The sequence below is a fragment of the Zymomonas mobilis genome (genome assembly GCF_006715975.1).
GTDB classification, from domain to species: domain Bacteria; phylum Pseudomonadota; class Alphaproteobacteria; order Sphingomonadales; family Sphingomonadaceae; genus Zymomonas; species Zymomonas mobilis_B.
Genome location: NZ_VFOF01000001.1, coordinates 1,870,285 through 1,887,491, shown reverse-complemented (window position 1 = coordinate 1,887,491; position 17,207 = coordinate 1,870,285). Strand labels below are relative to the sequence as shown.

Annotated in this window: 14 protein-coding genes; 10 read left to right on the top strand and 4 right to left on the bottom strand. The window is 46.4% G+C overall.

Translation table 11 applies throughout. The features are described from left to right. Positions 1 to 37: 37 nt before the first annotated feature. A complete protein-coding gene (locus FBY58_RS08245; protein WP_141920485.1) occupies positions 38 to 1,414 on the top strand; it encodes an NAD-dependent succinate-semialdehyde dehydrogenase in 1,377 nt (458 codons plus the stop codon). Positions 1,415 to 1,554: 140 nt separating this feature from the next. Here FBY58_RS08245 and FBY58_RS08240 read toward each other — a convergent pair whose 3' ends face one another. The 4 genes from FBY58_RS08240 to FBY58_RS08225 all read right to left on the bottom strand — a co-directional run bounded on the left by FBY58_RS08240 (position 1,555) and on the right by FBY58_RS08225 (position 5,609). Continuing rightward, complete coding sequence (locus FBY58_RS08240) at positions 1,555 to 2,382, bottom strand: ferredoxin--NADP reductase (RefSeq protein WP_141920484.1); 828 nt, start codon at positions 2,380 to 2,382, stop codon at positions 1,555 to 1,557. A 342-nt stretch (positions 2,383 to 2,724) separates the two neighbouring features. Beyond that, complete coding sequence (locus FBY58_RS08235; RefSeq protein ID WP_141920483.1) at positions 2,725 to 3,012, bottom strand: hypothetical protein; 288 nt, start codon at positions 3,010 to 3,012, stop codon at positions 2,725 to 2,727. 177 nt (positions 3,013 to 3,189) lie between these two features. After that, positions 3,190 to 3,474: a hypothetical protein gene (locus FBY58_RS08230; protein ID WP_260432160.1), complete on the bottom strand. Its 285-nt coding sequence runs from the start codon at positions 3,472 to 3,474 to the stop codon at positions 3,190 to 3,192. A 1,109-nt stretch (positions 3,475 to 4,583) separates the two neighbouring features. After that, positions 4,584 to 5,609, bottom strand: coding sequence for a VacJ family lipoprotein (locus tag FBY58_RS08225; RefSeq protein ID WP_141920482.1), 1,026 nt, complete (start codon positions 5,607 to 5,609; stop codon positions 4,584 to 4,586). A 254-nt stretch (positions 5,610 to 5,863) separates the two neighbouring features. Between FBY58_RS08225 and FBY58_RS08220 the strand changes: the two genes are divergently transcribed. The 9 genes from FBY58_RS08220 (at position 5,864) to FBY58_RS08180 (ending at position 17,074) form a co-directional block, all read left to right on the top strand. After that, positions 5,864 to 6,808: a metalloregulator ArsR/SmtB family transcription factor gene (locus tag FBY58_RS08220; RefSeq protein ID WP_141920481.1), complete on the top strand. Its 945-nt coding sequence runs from the start codon at positions 5,864 to 5,866 to the stop codon at positions 6,806 to 6,808. Between the two features lie 5 nt (positions 6,809 to 6,813). Then, a complete protein-coding gene (gene metF, locus FBY58_RS08215; RefSeq protein WP_141920480.1) occupies positions 6,814 to 7,719 on the top strand; it encodes a methylenetetrahydrofolate reductase [NAD(P)H] in 906 nt (301 codons plus the stop codon). 66 nt (positions 7,720 to 7,785) lie between these two features. Next, positions 7,786 to 8,844, top strand: a complete 1,059-nt coding sequence (locus FBY58_RS08210) for a homocysteine S-methyltransferase family protein (protein WP_141920479.1) — start codon at positions 7,786 to 7,788, stop codon at positions 8,842 to 8,844. Positions 8,845 to 8,895: 51 nt separating this feature from the next. After that, positions 8,896 to 11,508, top strand: a complete 2,613-nt coding sequence (metH, locus tag FBY58_RS08205) for a methionine synthase (protein ID WP_141920478.1) — start codon at positions 8,896 to 8,898, stop codon at positions 11,506 to 11,508. Between the two features lie 225 nt (positions 11,509 to 11,733). Further along, complete coding sequence (locus FBY58_RS08200) at positions 11,734 to 12,642, top strand: metallophosphoesterase (RefSeq protein WP_141920477.1); 909 nt, start codon at positions 11,734 to 11,736, stop codon at positions 12,640 to 12,642. A 105-nt stretch (positions 12,643 to 12,747) separates the two neighbouring features. Continuing rightward, positions 12,748 to 14,556, top strand: coding sequence for a translation elongation factor 4 (gene lepA, locus FBY58_RS08195; protein ID WP_141920476.1), 1,809 nt, complete (start codon positions 12,748 to 12,750; stop codon positions 14,554 to 14,556). A gap of 50 nt (positions 14,557 to 14,606) precedes the next feature. Further along, positions 14,607 to 14,885: a DUF3297 family protein gene (locus FBY58_RS08190; RefSeq protein ID WP_141920475.1), complete on the top strand. Its 279-nt coding sequence runs from the start codon at positions 14,607 to 14,609 to the stop codon at positions 14,883 to 14,885. 148 nt (positions 14,886 to 15,033) lie between these two features. After that, complete coding sequence (locus FBY58_RS08185; RefSeq protein ID WP_141920474.1) at positions 15,034 to 16,272, top strand: sensor histidine kinase; 1,239 nt, start codon at positions 15,034 to 15,036, stop codon at positions 16,270 to 16,272. Position 16,273: 1 nt separating this feature from the next. After that, complete coding sequence (locus FBY58_RS08180; RefSeq protein ID WP_141920473.1) at positions 16,274 to 17,074, top strand: LytTR family DNA-binding domain-containing protein; 801 nt, start codon at positions 16,274 to 16,276, stop codon at positions 17,072 to 17,074. The last annotated feature ends 133 nt before the right edge of the window (positions 17,075 to 17,207 follow it).

Sequence of the window (17,207 nt, the reverse complement as noted above, 5' to 3'; positions counted from 1 at the left end):
GATCAAAACTGAAGTAATACGAAAGGTAGGTTCCCCTATGGCATATGAAAGTGTCAATCCAGCCACTGGCGAAACGGTCAAAAAATATCCCAGTTTTTCTGATGCTCAGGTGAAAGAAGCGGTTGATCGGGCGGCGACGGTTTTCAAAAACGACTGGAGCCAACGGACGATTGCTGAACGGAGCAAGGTGCTTCATAAAGCAGCCGATATTTTCCGTTCTGATATTGATAAATACGCCAAGCTCATGACCATCGAAATGGGTAAGCGGCTTGAAGAAGCTCGTGGCGAAGTCAAATTGTCGGCAGATATTCTTGATTACTACGCCAAAAATGGGGCGGCCTTTCTGGCTCCACAGAAGGTAGAAGAAAAACCGGGTGCCGTTATCAAGGCATTCCCGCTTGGCCTCCTTTTGGCAATTGAGCCTTGGAACTTCCCTTATTACCAGCTTGCCCGTATTGCAGGGCCTTATCTGGTTGCGGGTAATGCTTTGTTGGTCAAGCATTCTTCCTCTGTGCCACAAAGCGCGCATGCCTTTGAAGCCGTTTTAGAAGAAGCGGGCGCACCAAAAGGTATTTACACCAATCTTGATGCCTCTCCCGATCAGATCAGCCAGATCATCGAAGATCCTCGGGTGCGCGGTGTCACGGTGACGGGCAGTGCCTCTGTTGGTGCCGAATTGGCCGCCAAGGCAGGGAAAATGTGGAAAAAATCCGTCATGGAACTTGGGGGCAGTGATGCCTTTATCGTTCTGGATGGGGTCGATATTGACGATAAATTGATTGAAAAAGCAGCCTATGGTCGGTTGTTTAACGCCGGACAGGTTTGCTGTGCAGCCAAGCGCTTCATCATTGTCGGCGAAAAACGTGCCGAGCTTTTTACCGAAAAGCTAAAACAGCGGTTTGAATCGCTCAAAATCGGCGATCCAATGGATGAATCCACCCAGTTGGGGCCTCTTTCATCAACCGGAGCCCGTGACCAAATCGTTGAACAGGTTGAAAAGGCCGTAAAGAACGGGGCAAAACTGGTCTGCGGTGGTAAAGCCATAAAAGGCAAGGGTGCCTTCATGGAAGCCGGTATTCTTACCAATATTAAACGTGACAATCCGGCCTATTTTGAAGAATTCTTCGGGCCCGTTGCACATGTTTATGCGGTCAAGGATGAAGCCGCTGCCATCGAATTGGCCAATGACTCTCCTTATGGTCTTGGTGGGGCTGTCTTTGCGCCGGATCTAGACAAAGGCCGCGAAGTAGCTGAACAAATCGAAACCGGCATGGTCGCCATCAACAAACCATTATGGACGGCACCGGAACTGCCTTTTGGTGGTGTGAAACATTCTGGTTACGGACGTGAATTGTCTCATTTCGGTATTCAGGAATTCATCAACTGGAAATTGATAGACGGCTCGGCTGCCTAAAATTTCTCAAAATCACGTTTAAATCGAGCAAATAGAAAAGCCGGTCTGGATATCCCAGATCGGCTTTTATTATGTAGTATATCTAAAAAAACAGGCCATCATCGATGGCCTGTTTTTAACTGGAAAACTGCTTTTAAATTCTAGTCAACAAAAGCGCGTTCGATCACGAAATCACCGGGTTGGCTATTCGAACCTTCTTTGAATCCATGCTCATTCAACATGTCTTCAAAATCTTTAATCATTTCCATGCTGCCACACAGCATTAAACGATCACTGGCAGGATCAAGCTTTTTCGGTAAACCAACGCGATCAGTGAACAGCGAACCATCTTCGATCATGGTGTTGATCCTGCTGGTGCGTTCAAATTCTTCTCTGGTAACCGTTGGAATATAGGTGAACTGCTGCGCAGCTTCTTCAGAAACCAAAGGATCATCTGCAATCTGGTTTACGAGGTCATCATAATAAGCAAGGTCGCTTACTCTGCGAACACTATGCACCAAAATGATTTTTTCGAAACGATCATAAATATCAGGATCGCGGATAATGCTCAGGAAAGGTGCCAATCCGGTGCCCGTTGCCAACAGGAAAAGGCGCTTACCGGGCAGCAAGGTGTCCGCTACCAATGTGCCGGTGGGCTTGCGTCCCAAATAGATTTCATCGCCTGCTTTGATTTTCTGAAGATGCGATGTTAACGGGCCATCTTCAACTTTAATGGAAAGAAATTCCAGTTCCTCGGCATAAGAAGGGCTTGCGACGGAATAAGCGCGCAACAACGGCTTCTTGCTTTCACCGGGTAAACCGATCATCACGAATTCACCGGAACGGAAACGAAAGCTACCAGGTCTTGAAATCGCAAAGCTAAACAGCCTGTCATTCCAATGCTTTACCCATTGTACCTTTTCAACCGTCAGGACTTTATTCGGCTGTAATCCCGTGGTCTCGTCTAAGATTTCAGCGAATTCGCTCATTTTCTTTCCTTAACAATCCGATTAAAATTTATATTTCCGGTATAAAATAATAAATATTACTATTTATTATAGAATAGATTTATTTTATAATGGTAATATTAAGGTTGTGATCCTTTGATTCTCGAATTTTTGTAAAATTTTTATTTCTTTTGCAAAAATACGGCAATCTAAATTAAATATTTATTTACGAAAGATGTCTTATATTCGATTGCTATAATGATAATCGAAAATGCCGATATAACAGTGAAGAGACAAGTTGTTTTTGCGAATAAATCACAATAACAGTTATCGTAAAAAACGATCAACAAGCCTTTGTTTTGTAAAAATCGGAAAAGGGAAGTCTTATTTCTTTTTCGTTTTGGACGGATGCTCCACGGCAGAAGGATAACGCGCACTCTCTGAATCAAGGGCAGCATTTTCTGGCATCTTCAGATTGTCAGACGGGACATCTTCAATATCGGCTTCGATATTACTGCTATTTTCATCGTCATCGGCTGCAATTTCGTCAGCATTCGCCATTTCCTGATTCTGGTCAGGTAAAGCACGATTGGAAGAATGATGGCACGCTCCCAAAAAAATAAAGGAAGCAGCAAGAGCTAATGGCTTAAGAATGCGGACAGGGGTGAGCATATTTCTCCTTTCTGGAGAATCTATGTTCCACGAAATATTCCGCCATCGCAACAAAAAGGCGGTGAATAGAAAGAGTTTTAGGAGTTTTACCCAAAAAGGGTACAAAAAAAGGCCGTTTCCTGAAAAACGGCCTTTTTTGAAAACAGCAGCGGGATGAACCGCGCTATTACGAAAAAATTATTTTTCGGTTTTGGTGGTTTTCGTCTTGGTGACGTGAACGCTGGTGGAGTTGGCAACGCCATTTTCAACTACCGCATTGTCAACAGCAGCGTTGTCGGCTGCGTTGGTGTCCAAGATGGCTTCGTTATCAGCGCCATTGGTGTCGATGACGACACTGCTGTTTTCAGTAGCTGTTTCATTGGCAGGCTTCGAGCAAGCTGACAGACCGATAGAAGCAGCAGCAACGAGTGACAGGGCGATAATCTTCTTCATAATAAGGCTAACCTTTTGAATGTAATGCAAACCTGAAAAAAGCACTATATTGTGTTTATTTTATTTATTCAGCCTGTTTCCTGTAGAAACCTGCATTTCGCTCTTTAACGAAAACTATAGGTTTCCGCAATGAAAAAGCCATTATAGGCTATCGGGAACCAAGCTGAAATCAAATATACTTACTATATTTTCTTATGAAAGGGTCAATCTTTTTTCTGATATTTTAATCGGGCTTATAAATATCAAAAATGATTTAGATGCCCCATTTTTTCTTTATAAAATAATATGCGAAAGTTTTAAAATAACAAATAAATATCATTAAAATACAAAATATTTTCATTTATTCCGTTTTTTGTGCTTTTTTGAAATATATAAAAATAATATTTTGGTAATGGATACTTTTTATTATTTTTATTTATGGTTTTCATTTTTTATTATTGGTACATATTATGCAAGTGCTCTGAAAATATTTGAATTTAAGATAAATTTCTTACTAATATTTAAAATTACAAGATGTAAAAATAATAAGATTTTTAAAATTATGCGCTTATTTTGTAGGAAGATTAATAATTTTATATGACGATAAACAAGCTGTTTCTTGCTGTAATATGACCTTTAATTAAGAAATATGAATATAAAAAAAGGATAGATAATATATAATGAATAAAGCGGCTGTCCTTTGCCGCCGATATCTTGACGCCATAAGATTTATTTTTCGTTTTTAATAAAGCATCGATTTATTAGAAATATATTGCATCAAAAATACCTGTATTTGTTGTAATTAGAGGCTTCCGTCGTTTTTTAAAGCCGCCCTTGCCGTATGGCTTTCATTGAACCGAATCTCGACCTACCCTCATTTTTGCCGCTGATATCCTGTCCTTCTGCTCTCAGCAGGAAACCTATTGGCTTTCTGCTCTCAACTGACCTTCATTCGCCGTGCCATCATTTATATCCTCAGCCCATATGTAGGGAAGGCAACCTGCGGGTTTGTTGAAATGAGAATATGCCTTTCGCCAAGGTTGCCTTCGTCCCAAACCTAAAAAATCCGGCAGATAAGTCCTATCACCAAGAGCAAAGCACCTCTAATTCCGGTTAGTTTCCGATTTGTCGGGAGACAATAGATGTCTTTTTATCCCGACTTATTGGCCGATTTTATTCGGCTTCGGATTCTCTTTGGAAGAAGACAGGGGATTTTGTTCTTGGGGTGCTGCTGGTGAACTATTATTTTCTATCGTTTTGGGCGTGGCTGCTGCGGCTGCATCTTTTGGTGTAACAGTCTGACTTGTCTGATCTGGGGTCTTGTTATTGGCCTTGGATTCCAAATCAGCGACCGCATTATCCAATGCAGGATCACCTGTTGAAGAGGATGAAGGATCATCCAATCCGCTGCCACTCAAATCGGCATCGGTTATAGAAGCATTGCTCGATTTATTGCCTGCTGCATCCTGATCCAGAATTTGAGCATGGCGATGCTGCAAATAAGCCGAACGGGCAGCCGCATAAGGATCAAGACTGCTTTCCAGAAAAGAATCTGCGCCAGATTCCGCCACTTGCGCCCGCATTTTAACAACGCTGACGATACCAATGGCATAAGTCGCCGCATTGGGAACGAAATGACATTCGCGGACACAATAGCTAAAGGGGTCAACCCATTGGGCAATACCGGTGCCAATCGCATCCCGCATGGTTGTCGGCCCCATGAAAGGCAAGACGAAATAAGGGCCACCATTCATGCCCCAACGTCCCATGGTTTGACCGAAATCTTCAACGGTAGAAACCACACCTACCTTGGTAGCTGGATCGCGAATACCTCCAATACCGACCGTTGAATTAATAGCCAAACGGGCGATATTCTTACCTGCCAGATAGGGTTTCCCCTGCAATAGGTTGTTAATGGCGTTAAAAGGCTCTTCAAGATTGGCAAAGATGCGGATAACAGCTTTACGAACCGGCTCGGGCACTTTCCGGTTATAATATTTAGCTACCGGCTGCATCACCCATTTATCCGCCTTGGTGTTTACCATCCAAACCTTGCGGTTAAATTTTTCCAGAGGATCTTTCTGGGCAAGGGAATCTGTACCAGGCGTAATGGTACAACCGCCCAAAAGGGCGAGCGCGGACAGAGAAACAAGGCTGGGCCTAAGAAGATATTTTGGCGCAATCATCACAAACCGGTGCCATAGCAAAAACAATTACACAAGTCGTTGACTTTTATTAGTATCAACGATTATCCTCATAAAGATATCTTTATATCTTGAATTAATCATTGGAAATGATCCATATCCAGCGTTTCTCCGACAAATCAAGCAAAAGGAAACGGTTTCTTAGATTTCTATCAAAGTGACAGTTCCTATTATTATATTTTCAAAAAGTTAAAAGTAACAAAATGATAACAGGGTAGAAAAGGCCATCAACATTTATGGATGATTTACTGGCGATTTTTCGTGCTTTAACGGATTCGACGCGCATACGTATTTTATTGTTATTGCATGAAATGGAATTATCCATTGGGGAAATAGCCCAAATATTAGGGCAAAGCCAACCCCGAGTCTCTCGTCATGTAAAAGTTTTGGTTGATGCCGGTCTGGTCGTCCGACGGAAGGAAGGCAGCTGGGTTTTTCTTCACCTTGGAAAAAAAGAGCGCCTTAAACCGCTTTTTTCTGCGCTGGATATCTGGGATCAAGAAAAATCTTGGCGCAATACCGATCAGGCACGCTTAAAGGCGGTCTTGCTTGATCGGGCAGCTGCCGCTTCCCGCTATTTCGAAGCCCATGCCTTGGAATGGGATACGATTCGCTCGATGCATATCGCTGAATCCGAAGTCGAACAGGCGATACTGGCTATGGTCGGTAATCGGAAAATCGGACGATTGGTTGATATAGGCACCGGCACAGGACGCATGTTGGAATTGCTTGGATCAAAAGCCGAAAAGATGATCGGCCTTGATCGCAGCCCTGAAATGCTTCGGATCGCCCGCACCAAATTGACAGGCAAAAATTTACCCCCGACCAGCCTTTGTCAGGGTGACATGTATGCCTTGCCTTTGGAAGAGCAAACGGCTGACTGGGTCATTTTACATCAGGTCTTGCATTATGCCCAACAGCCTGCCCTCGCGATAGAGGAGGCAACAAGGGTTCTCGATAAAAACGGGCATTTGTTGATTATTGATTTCGCATCTCATGACAAAGAAGAACTCCGTATCAACAATGCCCATGCCCGCCTTGGTTTTTCGGACGAACAAATCAACGAATGGTTTTTGGCTTCTGGCCTTGAGACTAAACAAATCGAACAGTTAAAGGGGGGCAGCTTGACGGTTAAGTTATGGCTGGCAACGCGTTCGGATAATCTTTCACGAAAGAGCTGAATTACATGGATAGGATACTTAAAGAAAATCCGGATTTTGCCACAGTGCCTTTTCTGGGTGATAAAGAACCCCATATTTCTTTTGAGTTCTTCCCGCCTAAAAATGAAGAATCCGACAAGCTTTTATGGCAATCGGTCGAACGTTTGGCACCGCTTAAACCGCGCTTCATGTCTGTTACCTATGGGGCAGGGGGATCAACCCGCGAAAGAACGCGGGCGACGGTCACCCGTATCGCTCGGGAAACGACTATTCCTGCGGTCGCGCATCTGACCTGCGTCAATGCCAGCCGTGACGAAATCGACGATATTGCACGGGATTACTGGAATGCCGGCATCCGCCATATCGTTGCGTTAAGGGGCGATCCTCCCGGTGGAGAGCGTTTTCAGGCACATCCCGATGGTTATGCCAATGCTATCGAGTTGGTCGAGGGTCTGAAACGGATTGCCGATTTTGAAATATCGGTGGCCTGTTACCCCGAAACACATCCGCAAGCGCTCAGCCCAGAAGCCGATATCGACTTTTTAAAACGCAAATTCGATGCCGGAGCCACGCGCGCAATCAGCCAATTTTTCCTTTCACCAGAAGCCTTCTTGCGCTTTCGTGATCGGGTGGTCGCCGCTGGTATCACCGCTGAAATTCTACCGGGCATCATGCCGACTTCTAATATCAGCGGCTTAAAGCGTATGGCGCTTAGCTGTGGTATTGCGATACCTGAAAAGCTGGATCATCTGATGGCCAGTCTCGATCAAGACGAACCTTCCGTCAAACAGATGGTTTCGATGGCGGTTGTTTCCGACCTGTGTAGCCAACTTGCAAAAGAAGGCGTCGAGTCTTTCCATTTTTACACCATGAATCGGGCTAAAATTACGTCCGCACTTTGTCGGTTGCTTGGTAGGCAGCCCGCTCTTTGAAAGTGATGACAGTTCGAAGAACAATGGCTATCTAGCTAATCAAAGCGGTTAAAAGGGATAAAAGCCATGAAAAAAAGTGCAGCAGCACAACGTCTGCGGGAAGAAGCAAGCAAGCGCATTTTGCTGACGGACGGTGCTTTTGGCACCATGATTCAACGCTATAATCTCGATGAGGCCGCTTATCGGGGCGATTACAAGCTAGATCATGACCAAAAAGGGAATAATGACCTTCTGGTTTTGACCCGCCCTGACGTTATTGATGCCATCACCCGTGCCTATCTTGATGCCGGTTCTGATATGGTTTCGACTAACAGCTTTAATGCCAATAAAATCAGCCAATCTGATTACAAGGCAGAAGCTCTGGTAACCGAAATGAACCGGCAGGCGGCGGCGATTGCTAGAAAAGCTGCTGATGAATATCAGGCCAAAGACGGTCGCCCTCGCTTCGTCGCCGGAGCAGTTGGCCCCACCAATAAAACCTTGTCTTTATCGCCTGACGTTAATGATCCGGGATATCGGGCGATTGATTTTGATACTTTAAAAGACGTTTACGCCCATCAAATCGCCGGTTTGATGGAAGGCGGTGCGGATTTCATCCTTATCGAAACGATTTTTGATACCTTGAATGCCAAAGCAGGCATCATGGCTGTGATGCAAGAAAGCCAGCGTCTACAACGCGAAATTCCGATGATGATTTCGATGACCATCACCGATATGTCGGGACGCAATCTTTCCGGCCATTCGATTGAAGCCTTCTGGTATTCGGTGCGTCATGCCAATCCGTTAACCATCGGTCTTAACTGCTCCTTTGGTGCGGACAAGCTCCGCTCTCATGTCAAAACGCTTTCCGGTTTGGCGGATACCCTGCTGATGGCCTACCCAAATGCAGGCTTGCCAAACGATCTTGGCCAATATGATGAAATGCCGGAAACAACCGGCCATTTTATCGAAGAATGGGCGCAAACCGGCATGGTCAATATCGTCGGCGGTTGCTGTGGTTCTACGCCGGAACATATCGCTGCTATGGCCACGGCAGTAAAAGGCTATCCTCCCAGAAAAATGGCAGAATTAGCGCCCGCAATGCGTCTCGCCGGACTTGATCCGATGATCGTTCCGGCTGAATAACCCGCGTTTAATTCCTTTTGCCTGCCCTTTCATTTTCCGGATATTATAACAGTGACAGACCTTTCTGCTGACAACAACAAAGCAGCCCGTTTCTTCAATATTGGTGAACGCACCAATGTGACCGGCTCCGCCCGTTTCAAAAAGCTGATTTTGTCAGGGGATTATGCGACCGCAGTCGAAGTCGCGCGTCAACAGGTTGAAAACGGTGCGCAGATCATTGATGTCAATATGGACGAAGGTCTGTTGGACGCCAAAGAGGCCATGGTTACCTTTTTGCATCTGTTAATGGCTGAACCTGATATCGCGCGCTTGCCGATCATGGTCGATAGCTCCCGTTGGGAAGTGATCGAAGCTGGACTGCAATGCGTCTCCGGTAAACCGATCATCAATTCGATCAGCATGAAAGAAGGTGAAGACATCTTCTTAGATCATGCCCGTGTCGCCATGAGCTATGGTGCGGCAGTTGTGGTGATGGCCTTCGATGAAAAAGGGCAGGCGGATACCCGCGATCGCAAAATCGAAATTTGCAAACGGGCTTATGATCTCCTGACGGGTATCGGCTTTCCGGCAGAAGACATCATCTTCGATCCGAATATTTTTGCGGTCGCCACTGGCATCGACGAACATCGTGGCTACGCCATTGATTTCATCGAAGCTTGTAAGGAAATTAGACGGATTTGCCCTCACACCCATATTTCGGGTGGGGTTTCCAATCTGTCCTTTTCTTTCCGTGGGAATGAGCCTGTCCGCCGAGCCATGCATAGCGTTTTTCTCTACCATACGGTTCAGGCCGGTATGGACATGGGAATTGTGAATGCCGGACAGCTTGATGTTTATGACGTTATTGATCCGGTGCTTCGCGAAGCCTGCGAAGATGTCATCTGGGATCGTCGAGAAGATTCGACCGAACGGCTGATCACGCTTGCCGAAAATTTCCGTCATGATGGTGGGCAACAGGAAAAAAAGACCGAAGAATGGCGTAGTTATGAAGTCCGCAAACGCCTTGAATATGCTTTGGTCAAAGGCATTGATTCCCATATTGTTGAAGACACCGAAGAAGCCCGTTTAGTCAGCGAGCGCCCGATCGAAGTGATCGAAGGGCCTTTAATGGACGGCATGAATGTTGTCGGAGATCTGTTTGGCAGCGGAAAAATGTTCCTGCCTCAGGTGGTGAAATCCGCCCGTGTCATGAAAAAAGCCGTAGCTCATTTGCTGCCTTATATCGAAGCCGCCAAAGACAAAAATGCCCGTGCCAAAGGGCGTATCATCATGGCAACCGTCAAAGGTGACGTGCATGATATCGGCAAAAATATCGTCGGCGTCGTTCTACAATGTAACGGCTATGAAGTGATTGATCTTGGCGTGATGGTGCCATGGGAAACCATTATTGAAGCAATCAAGGAACATGATGCCGATATCGTCGGTCTATCTGGATTGATTACGCCTTCCTTGGATGAAATGGTTACCGTTGCAACGGAAATGGAACGTGCCGGATTAACGATTCCTCTGATGATCGGCGGCGCTACCACTTCAAAGGCGCATACCGCTTTACGGATTGATCCCGTTTATTCGGGTTGCGTCATCCATGTGTTGGATGCCTCCCGTTCGGTCGGTGTCGCTTCGGCCTTGTTGTCCGATACCCAACATGACCAATTTGTAACCGATACCGCCGAGGCATATCAAAAAATCAGGGAAACGAGAGAGGGCAGCAAACAATCACAGCTGCTGTCGATTGAAAAAGCCCGCAAAAATGCCTTTGTTATTGATCCTAATCTGAAACCGCCTGCGCCGAAACAGGCCGGTATTCACCAATTTAAAGATTGGGATTTGGCTGAATTACGTTCTTATATCGACTGGACACCTTTCTTCCGTGCATGGGAATTGGCAGGTAATTTCCCAGCCATTCTTGATGACGAAGTGGTCGGCGAAACCGCACGCTCACTTTATCAAGATGCACAGGCCATGCTTGATCAAATTATCGAAGAAAAATGGCTTACGGCACAGGCCGTTGTCGGATTATGGCCATGTCGTCGTCGTGGCGATGATGTTTTGGTGAACCATAACGGAAAAGAAATCTGTCTCCCGATGCTGCGCCAACAAATGGCAAAGAGAGCGGATCGCGCCAATATGTGCCTCGCCGATTTCATCACAGAAGAAGATGACTGGATCGGCGGCTTTGCGCTTACAACCGGCCACGGCATTGAACCCCATCTCGCACGTTTTCGGGCTGAAAATGATGACTATCGCGATATCTTGTTAAAGGCATTGGCTGATCGCTTCGCTGAAGCCTTGGCTGAAAGGCTGCATCAATATGTCCGAACGACCCTTTGGGGCTATGCGGCTGAGGAAGATTGCGACAATCTCGCTTTGATACAGGAAAAATACAAAGGCATCCGTCCAGCCCCTGGTTATCCAGCCTGTCCCGATCACAGTCTAAAAACGATCCTTTTTGATATGATGGACGTAACACGCTCTATCAATATTACTCTGACAGACAGCTTGGCGATGTGGCCAACCGCCGCCGTTTCCGGATTTTACTTCGGCCATCCGCAATCCAGTTATTTTGGTGTTGCCCGTATAGGTGAAGACCAATTGGAAGATTATGCGGTTCGTCGCGGCGTTGAACTCGATATAGCGAGAAGATGGTTGACACCGAACTTGTAAAAATTCAGATTAGTTTTCGTGATTTTTATCACTAAACCGATTATATGAATGTCAGGGTGGTAGCGGTCGGCCGATATTCTCGCAAAGGCTTCCCTTCGGCATCTTTTAACATAAGATATTTGTGGGCTGAGAACGGGGGCTTTCTCGCAACAAGATTGATCGTCTGTTGATGGTTGACTGGGACGATATCATTGCCTCGGCCGGATAATACTTGAGGAGAGGCTAATGCCTAAAAGGGGGCAAGATAGTATTGATATTATGGGGGAAATGGTTGCGGGCGGTCGTGCTCCAACTTTACCGGCCGGAATGCGCCTTTATGCGATTGGTGACGTGCATGGACGGAAAGACCGCTTCGACGTCCTATTAAAACAAATTACCGAAGATAATGGTTTACGTGGTTCTGCCGGACGTGGCGGCACGCATATTGTTCTTTTGGGCGACTATATTGATCGCGGTATGGATTCCAAAGGGTTGATTGATTTCTTTCTCAATCCACAACCGTCTGATTTCCATTGGCATTTTATCGGCGGTAATCATGAAACCGCGATGATCGAAATTTTTTCGTCTGCGCCTCGAAAAGTATCACCCGAAAAATTGGCCGATTGGCTTTCTCGCTATGGGGGACGAGAAACCATGATCAGCTATGGCATTGCTGCGGGCGAAATCGACAATGCGGCTCTGCAACTGAAATCCAAACATGTGACTTTGGAATTTGCTGATAAATTGCTGATGTCATGGCGCGCCAAAATTCCACCCGCCCATTTCGAATTTTTATTTTCTCTGCCGGATTATCTGCAATTCGGCGATTATTTCTTCGCTCATGCCGGTATTCGACCGGGTATTGCTGTCGAAAATCAGAAAAGTGATGATCTCCGGCGTATTCGGGGGCAATTTCTGAAAGATCGCCGCGATCATGGTGTCGTTGTCGTCCATGGCCACAGCATGCGATCAGAACCGGAAATCCGTGTAAACCGTATCGGTATTGATACCGGCGCTTATACAACTTCGGGGCGTTTGACGTCGGTCGGGCTTGAAGGGCGATCACGCTGGTTGCTGGCTTCGGGACAACCGGGCGTTGTCGGGGCAGATTCTTTGAAAGAAGGGCGCTTGCCCTTTATCCTCAAGGCTTTCTGATTATGGCTTGGTCTTTCCACGCTGCTCGGAAGAGGATGATTTTATTCCGGCACAAAATACGATAAAGGCTAACTTTCTTTTTTGCTCTCACCTGATGGGTAATCTGTGACTCCACTCGACCATATCCGCAATTTTTCGATTATTGCACATATAGATCACGGTAAATCGACGCTGGCTGATCGTTTAATTCAGACAACTGGCGGCCTGACCGCTCGCGAAATGTCCGAACAAGTGCTTGATAACATGGATATCGAAAAGGAAAGGGGTATCACGATCAAGGCACAAACGGTGCGTCTTGATTACACCGCAAAGGATGGACAAACCTATGTCCTGAATTTGATGGATACCCCTGGCCATGTCGATTTTGCCTATGAGGTCAGCCGCTCTCTTGCGGCCTGTGAAGGGGCTTTGCTGGTTGTTGATGCCTCACAGGGTGTCGAAGCTCAAACATTGGCGAATGTCTATCAATCGATAGAGCATGATCATGAAATCGTGCCGGTCATCAATAAAATCGACTTGCCTGCGGCTGAACCTGAAAAGGTAAAGCAGGAAATCGAAGAAATTATTGGCTTGCCTGCTGACGGTGCTGTTTTGGCTTCGGCTAAATCTGGTATCGGTATTGATGATATCTTAGAAGCCTTGGTTGAACGTATTCCGGCACCTAAAGGCGATATCAACGCACCTTTGAAAGCCATGCTGGTTGATAGCTGGTATGACCCCTATCTGGGCGTTGTCATCTTGGTGCGCATCATCGATGGTTCTTTGAAAAAAGGACAGCAAGTCCGCTTCATGCAGGCGGGCACGACCCATCTTATTGATCGGGTCGGCTGCTTCCGTCCTAAAATCGAAATACTGGATTCCTTGGGACCCGGTGAAATTGGTTTTATCACCGCTCAGATCAAAGAAGTCAGCCAGACCGCTGTCGGTGACACGATTACCGATGCCAAGAATCCGACAAAGACAGCATTACCGGGCTTTAAAGAAGTTCAGCCCGTTGTTTTCTGCGGTTTGTTTCCTGTCGATGCCGCTGATTTTGACAAATTAAAAGAATCGCTTGGCAAGCTGCGTTTGAATGATGCTTCTTTCTCTTTTGAAGCTGAAAATTCTGCGGCTTTGGGTTTTGGTTTCCGTTGTGGTTTCCTTGGCTTGCTTCATCTTGAAATTATTCAAGAACGTTTGTCTCGCGAATATGATCTTGATCTTATCACGACCGCACCATCCGTTGTTTACCATCTTAATATGACGCATGGCGAAGGCAGCATTGACCTTCATAATCCGGCGGATATGCCTGATGTTACCCGCATTGAATCCATTGACGAACCGTGGATTGAAGCCACAATCTACGTGCCAGACCAATATCTCGGCGCGATTTTGAAGCTTTGTCAGGATCGGCGCGGCATTCAAAAAAATATGACCTATGTAGGCGGTCGGGTGCAGTTAATCTACGAATTGCCGTTGAACGAAGTTGTCTTTGATTTTTATGATCGTTTGAAATCAATCAGCCGTGGTTATGCTAGCTTTGACTACCATCAGACCGAATATAAACAGGGTGACCTCGTCAAAATGACCATTATGGTCAATGGCGAAGTGGTCGATGCTCTGTCTATGATCGTTCACCGTCATGCGGCCGAAGGCCGTGGGCGCCAGATGTGCCAGCGGATGAAAGACCTCATTCCTCGTCATCTGTTTAAAATTCCGATTCAGGCTGCCATCGGTGGCAAGGTGATTGCCCGCGAAACTATCGGCGCTATGCGGAAAGATGTTACGGCCAAATGTTATGGCGGTGATATTTCCCGTAAAAAGAAACTTCTGGAAAAGCAGAAAGAAGGTAAAAAGCGGATGCGGCAATATGGCAGTGTTGATATCCCGCAAGAAGCCTTTATCGCCGCTTTACGAATGGGTGATGATAGTTAATCTATTATTACCTTTTCCCAAGTTACAAGTTCAATTCAAGGAATCTATTTATGACCGATACGCCTCCAGATCATCTTTCCGTTTTTCCTGACAGCGACTTCTTCGATGCCGACGCATTGCGCCGTGGCGTCGGTATCCGTTTCAAAGGTCAAGAACGGACGGATGTCGAAGAATATTGCATCTCCGAAAGCTGGGTTAAGGTTGCCGCTGGACGCAGTCGCGACCGCTTTGGTCGTCCGATGACGGTCAAATTAACGGGTCCGGTAGAATCTTTTTATCAGGATATGGAACAGAAAGACGATGCGGCTGAAGATAGTCAGGCATCATAAAAACAAGGAAAAAGACGACCTTTGAAACGCATTTTGACAAGCGGCTCTTTTTGGCCTGTTATGAGAATGGTGTTCTCTTGACCGGACATGATCTCCGGCGTTGTTTATCTTATACGGATAACAGCTTTCATTCAGGAGCCAAAAGCTGATGTTCGCAGGTTTCCCGCTTGTCGATTTGCGTTCACAACCTTTTTTCGAAGATAAAAACCGTGCCTTCTGGATGCTTCAATCCGTCGGCTGGACGGGCTATTTTGTCTTAAGGGCTTTGGGTGGCCTCGCCAATTCGATGGGGCTGCTCTATATTGTGCCGACGGCGCTTGCGACCGTTACCGGCTATTCCATCACTTTATTGATGTCGGTTGCTTACCGCCAATTAATTCACGCCAAACCCTTAATAACATGGAGCATCTCCATCTTTATTTTGGTGACGGCATCGGCACTGTTCTCGATGATCGAAGTCTGGGCGCATGCCACTTTCTACCGTTCGGTTTCAATGCCGGCAGGTATCGAATTTCTGGGCGCTATTCTGCTCGATTTCGCACTTCTGATCGCATGGTCTGCCCTTTATTATGGCATCAATTATTATCTGATGCTTGAAAAACATATGGGACGGATTCACCGTATCGAAGCACAGGCTTCTGCTGCCCAGCTTGCGATGCTGCGCTACCAGCTTAATCCTCATTTTCTGTTTAACACTCTGAACTCAATTTCCACGCTGGTGCTGTTGAAACAAACCAGCCGTGCCAATGCGATGCTTTCTCGATTATCCTCTTTCTTGCGTTACACCTTGGCGAATGAACCCACAGCGATGGTTACGCTGGAACAAGAAGTTGAAACGCTCAAGCTGTATCTCGAAATTGAAAAGATGCGCTTTGAAGACCGCTTGCGGCCGCATTTCGATATTGACCCAGCGGTGGCGCAGGTTCGATTGCCTTCTTTGCTACTGCAACCTTTGATCGAAAACGCGATCAAATATGCGGTAACGCCTTGCGAAAACGGCGCCGATATTTCAGTCACCGCTCGTTTCGAAAATGGTCACGTCCGCATTGATGTTATTGATAGCGGCCCCGGTGCAATCGACGAAGATGATGATGATGAAGAAATCATCATCGAGCCAGAAGATTCATCCGCCATACAGCCGGAAAAGAGCAGTACGGCTATCATTCCACATAAAAATCTGGAAGCCGATGCCCCAAAGCCGATAGTAAACCCAAAAAAACACCCTATCTCAGCTTCAACAGGCGTCGGTCTCCCTAATATAAGGGATAGGCTTTTCCAGACATACGGAACAGAACAAAGCTTTCAGACCTTTAACAGGCCAGAAGGTGGTTTTGCTGTTGTTATAGAAATACCTTACCAGACGGAAGATAAACCAGTCAGGAAGTAATATGGCTATTCGTACCATTATTGTTGATGATGAACCGCTCGCGATCCAAGGCTTGCAGCTTAGGCTAGAAGAATATCCTGATATCCAGATCATCGAAACATGTCTTAATGGGCGGGAAGCTATTCGGGCGATCAAAACCCATAAACCCGACCTTGTCTTTCTGGATATTCAGATGCCGGGCTTTGACGGATTTTCGGTGCTGCAAGGCATTATGGAGGTTGAACCCCCTTTGGTCGTCTTTGTGACGGCCTATATCGACCATGCGTTACGGGCTTTTGAAGCCAACGCGGTTGATTACTTGATGAAGCCGGTTGAAACCGAACGTCTTGCCGATACCTTGGAACGGGTGAGAGGGCGTCTGAAAAATCGTCGCGCTGTTGATGAAGCAGCAAGGTTAAAAGAAGTTCTGGCTGAAGTGGCACCGGATGCCGCTGAAAATCTGACAGATATCAATAAACAACCGACGGCCAGCCGTTACGAAAAAATCATTAATATCAAAGATCGCGGACAGATTTTTCGGGTCGATGTCGATACCATCGAACGCATTGATGCCGCCGGTGACTATATGTGCATCAATACCGGCGATAATACCCTGATTCTGCGGGAAACGATGAAAGACCTCGAACGCCGCCTGGATCCCCGCCGCTTCCAACGGGTGCATCGTTCAACCATCGTCAACCTTGATCTGGTGCGACAAGTCCGCCCCCATACCAATGGCGAATGCTTTCTTATTCTCCAATCGGGTGCAGAAGTGAAAGTCAGCCGTAGTTATCGTGAAGTCGTCGCCCGTTTCGTCTATTAGGCAGAACCCCGCCTCGATAAGGTAGCGCGGCTATCCTCTCTGTCGATGCCTTTCGGCTGTTCTGCTGTGCTCTCACAAAGCTAAAATTAACATGGTCTCAACTATGGCTGCCAGATTATCGTCCGTCTTTTAT

Coding starts and splice junctions, on each gene's coding strand:
- FBY58_RS08245 (WP_141920485.1), top strand. CDS start 38: ATGGCATATGAAAGTGTCAATCCAGCCACTGGCGAAACGGTCAAAAAA.
- FBY58_RS08240 (WP_141920484.1), bottom strand. CDS start 2,382: ATGAGCGAATTCGCTGAAATCTTAGACGAGACCACGGGATTACAGCCG.
- FBY58_RS08235 (WP_141920483.1), bottom strand. CDS start 3,012: ATGCTCACCCCTGTCCGCATTCTTAAGCCATTAGCTCTTGCTGCTTCC.
- FBY58_RS08225 (WP_141920482.1), bottom strand. CDS start 5,609: ATGATTGCGCCAAAATATCTTCTTAGGCCCAGCCTTGTTTCTCTGTCC.
- FBY58_RS08220 (WP_141920481.1), top strand. CDS start 5,864: ATGGATGATTTACTGGCGATTTTTCGTGCTTTAACGGATTCGACGCGC.
- metF (WP_141920480.1), top strand. CDS start 6,814: ATGGATAGGATACTTAAAGAAAATCCGGATTTTGCCACAGTGCCTTTT.
- FBY58_RS08210 (WP_141920479.1), top strand. CDS start 7,786: ATGAAAAAAAGTGCAGCAGCACAACGTCTGCGGGAAGAAGCAAGCAAG.
- FBY58_RS08200 (WP_141920477.1), top strand. CDS start 11,734: ATGCCTAAAAGGGGGCAAGATAGTATTGATATTATGGGGGAAATGGTT.
- FBY58_RS08190 (WP_141920475.1), top strand. CDS start 14,607: ATGACCGATACGCCTCCAGATCATCTTTCCGTTTTTCCTGACAGCGAC.
- FBY58_RS08185 (WP_141920474.1), top strand. CDS start 15,034: ATGTTCGCAGGTTTCCCGCTTGTCGATTTGCGTTCACAACCTTTTTTC.
- FBY58_RS08180 (WP_141920473.1), top strand. CDS start 16,274: ATGGCTATTCGTACCATTATTGTTGATGATGAACCGCTCGCGATCCAA.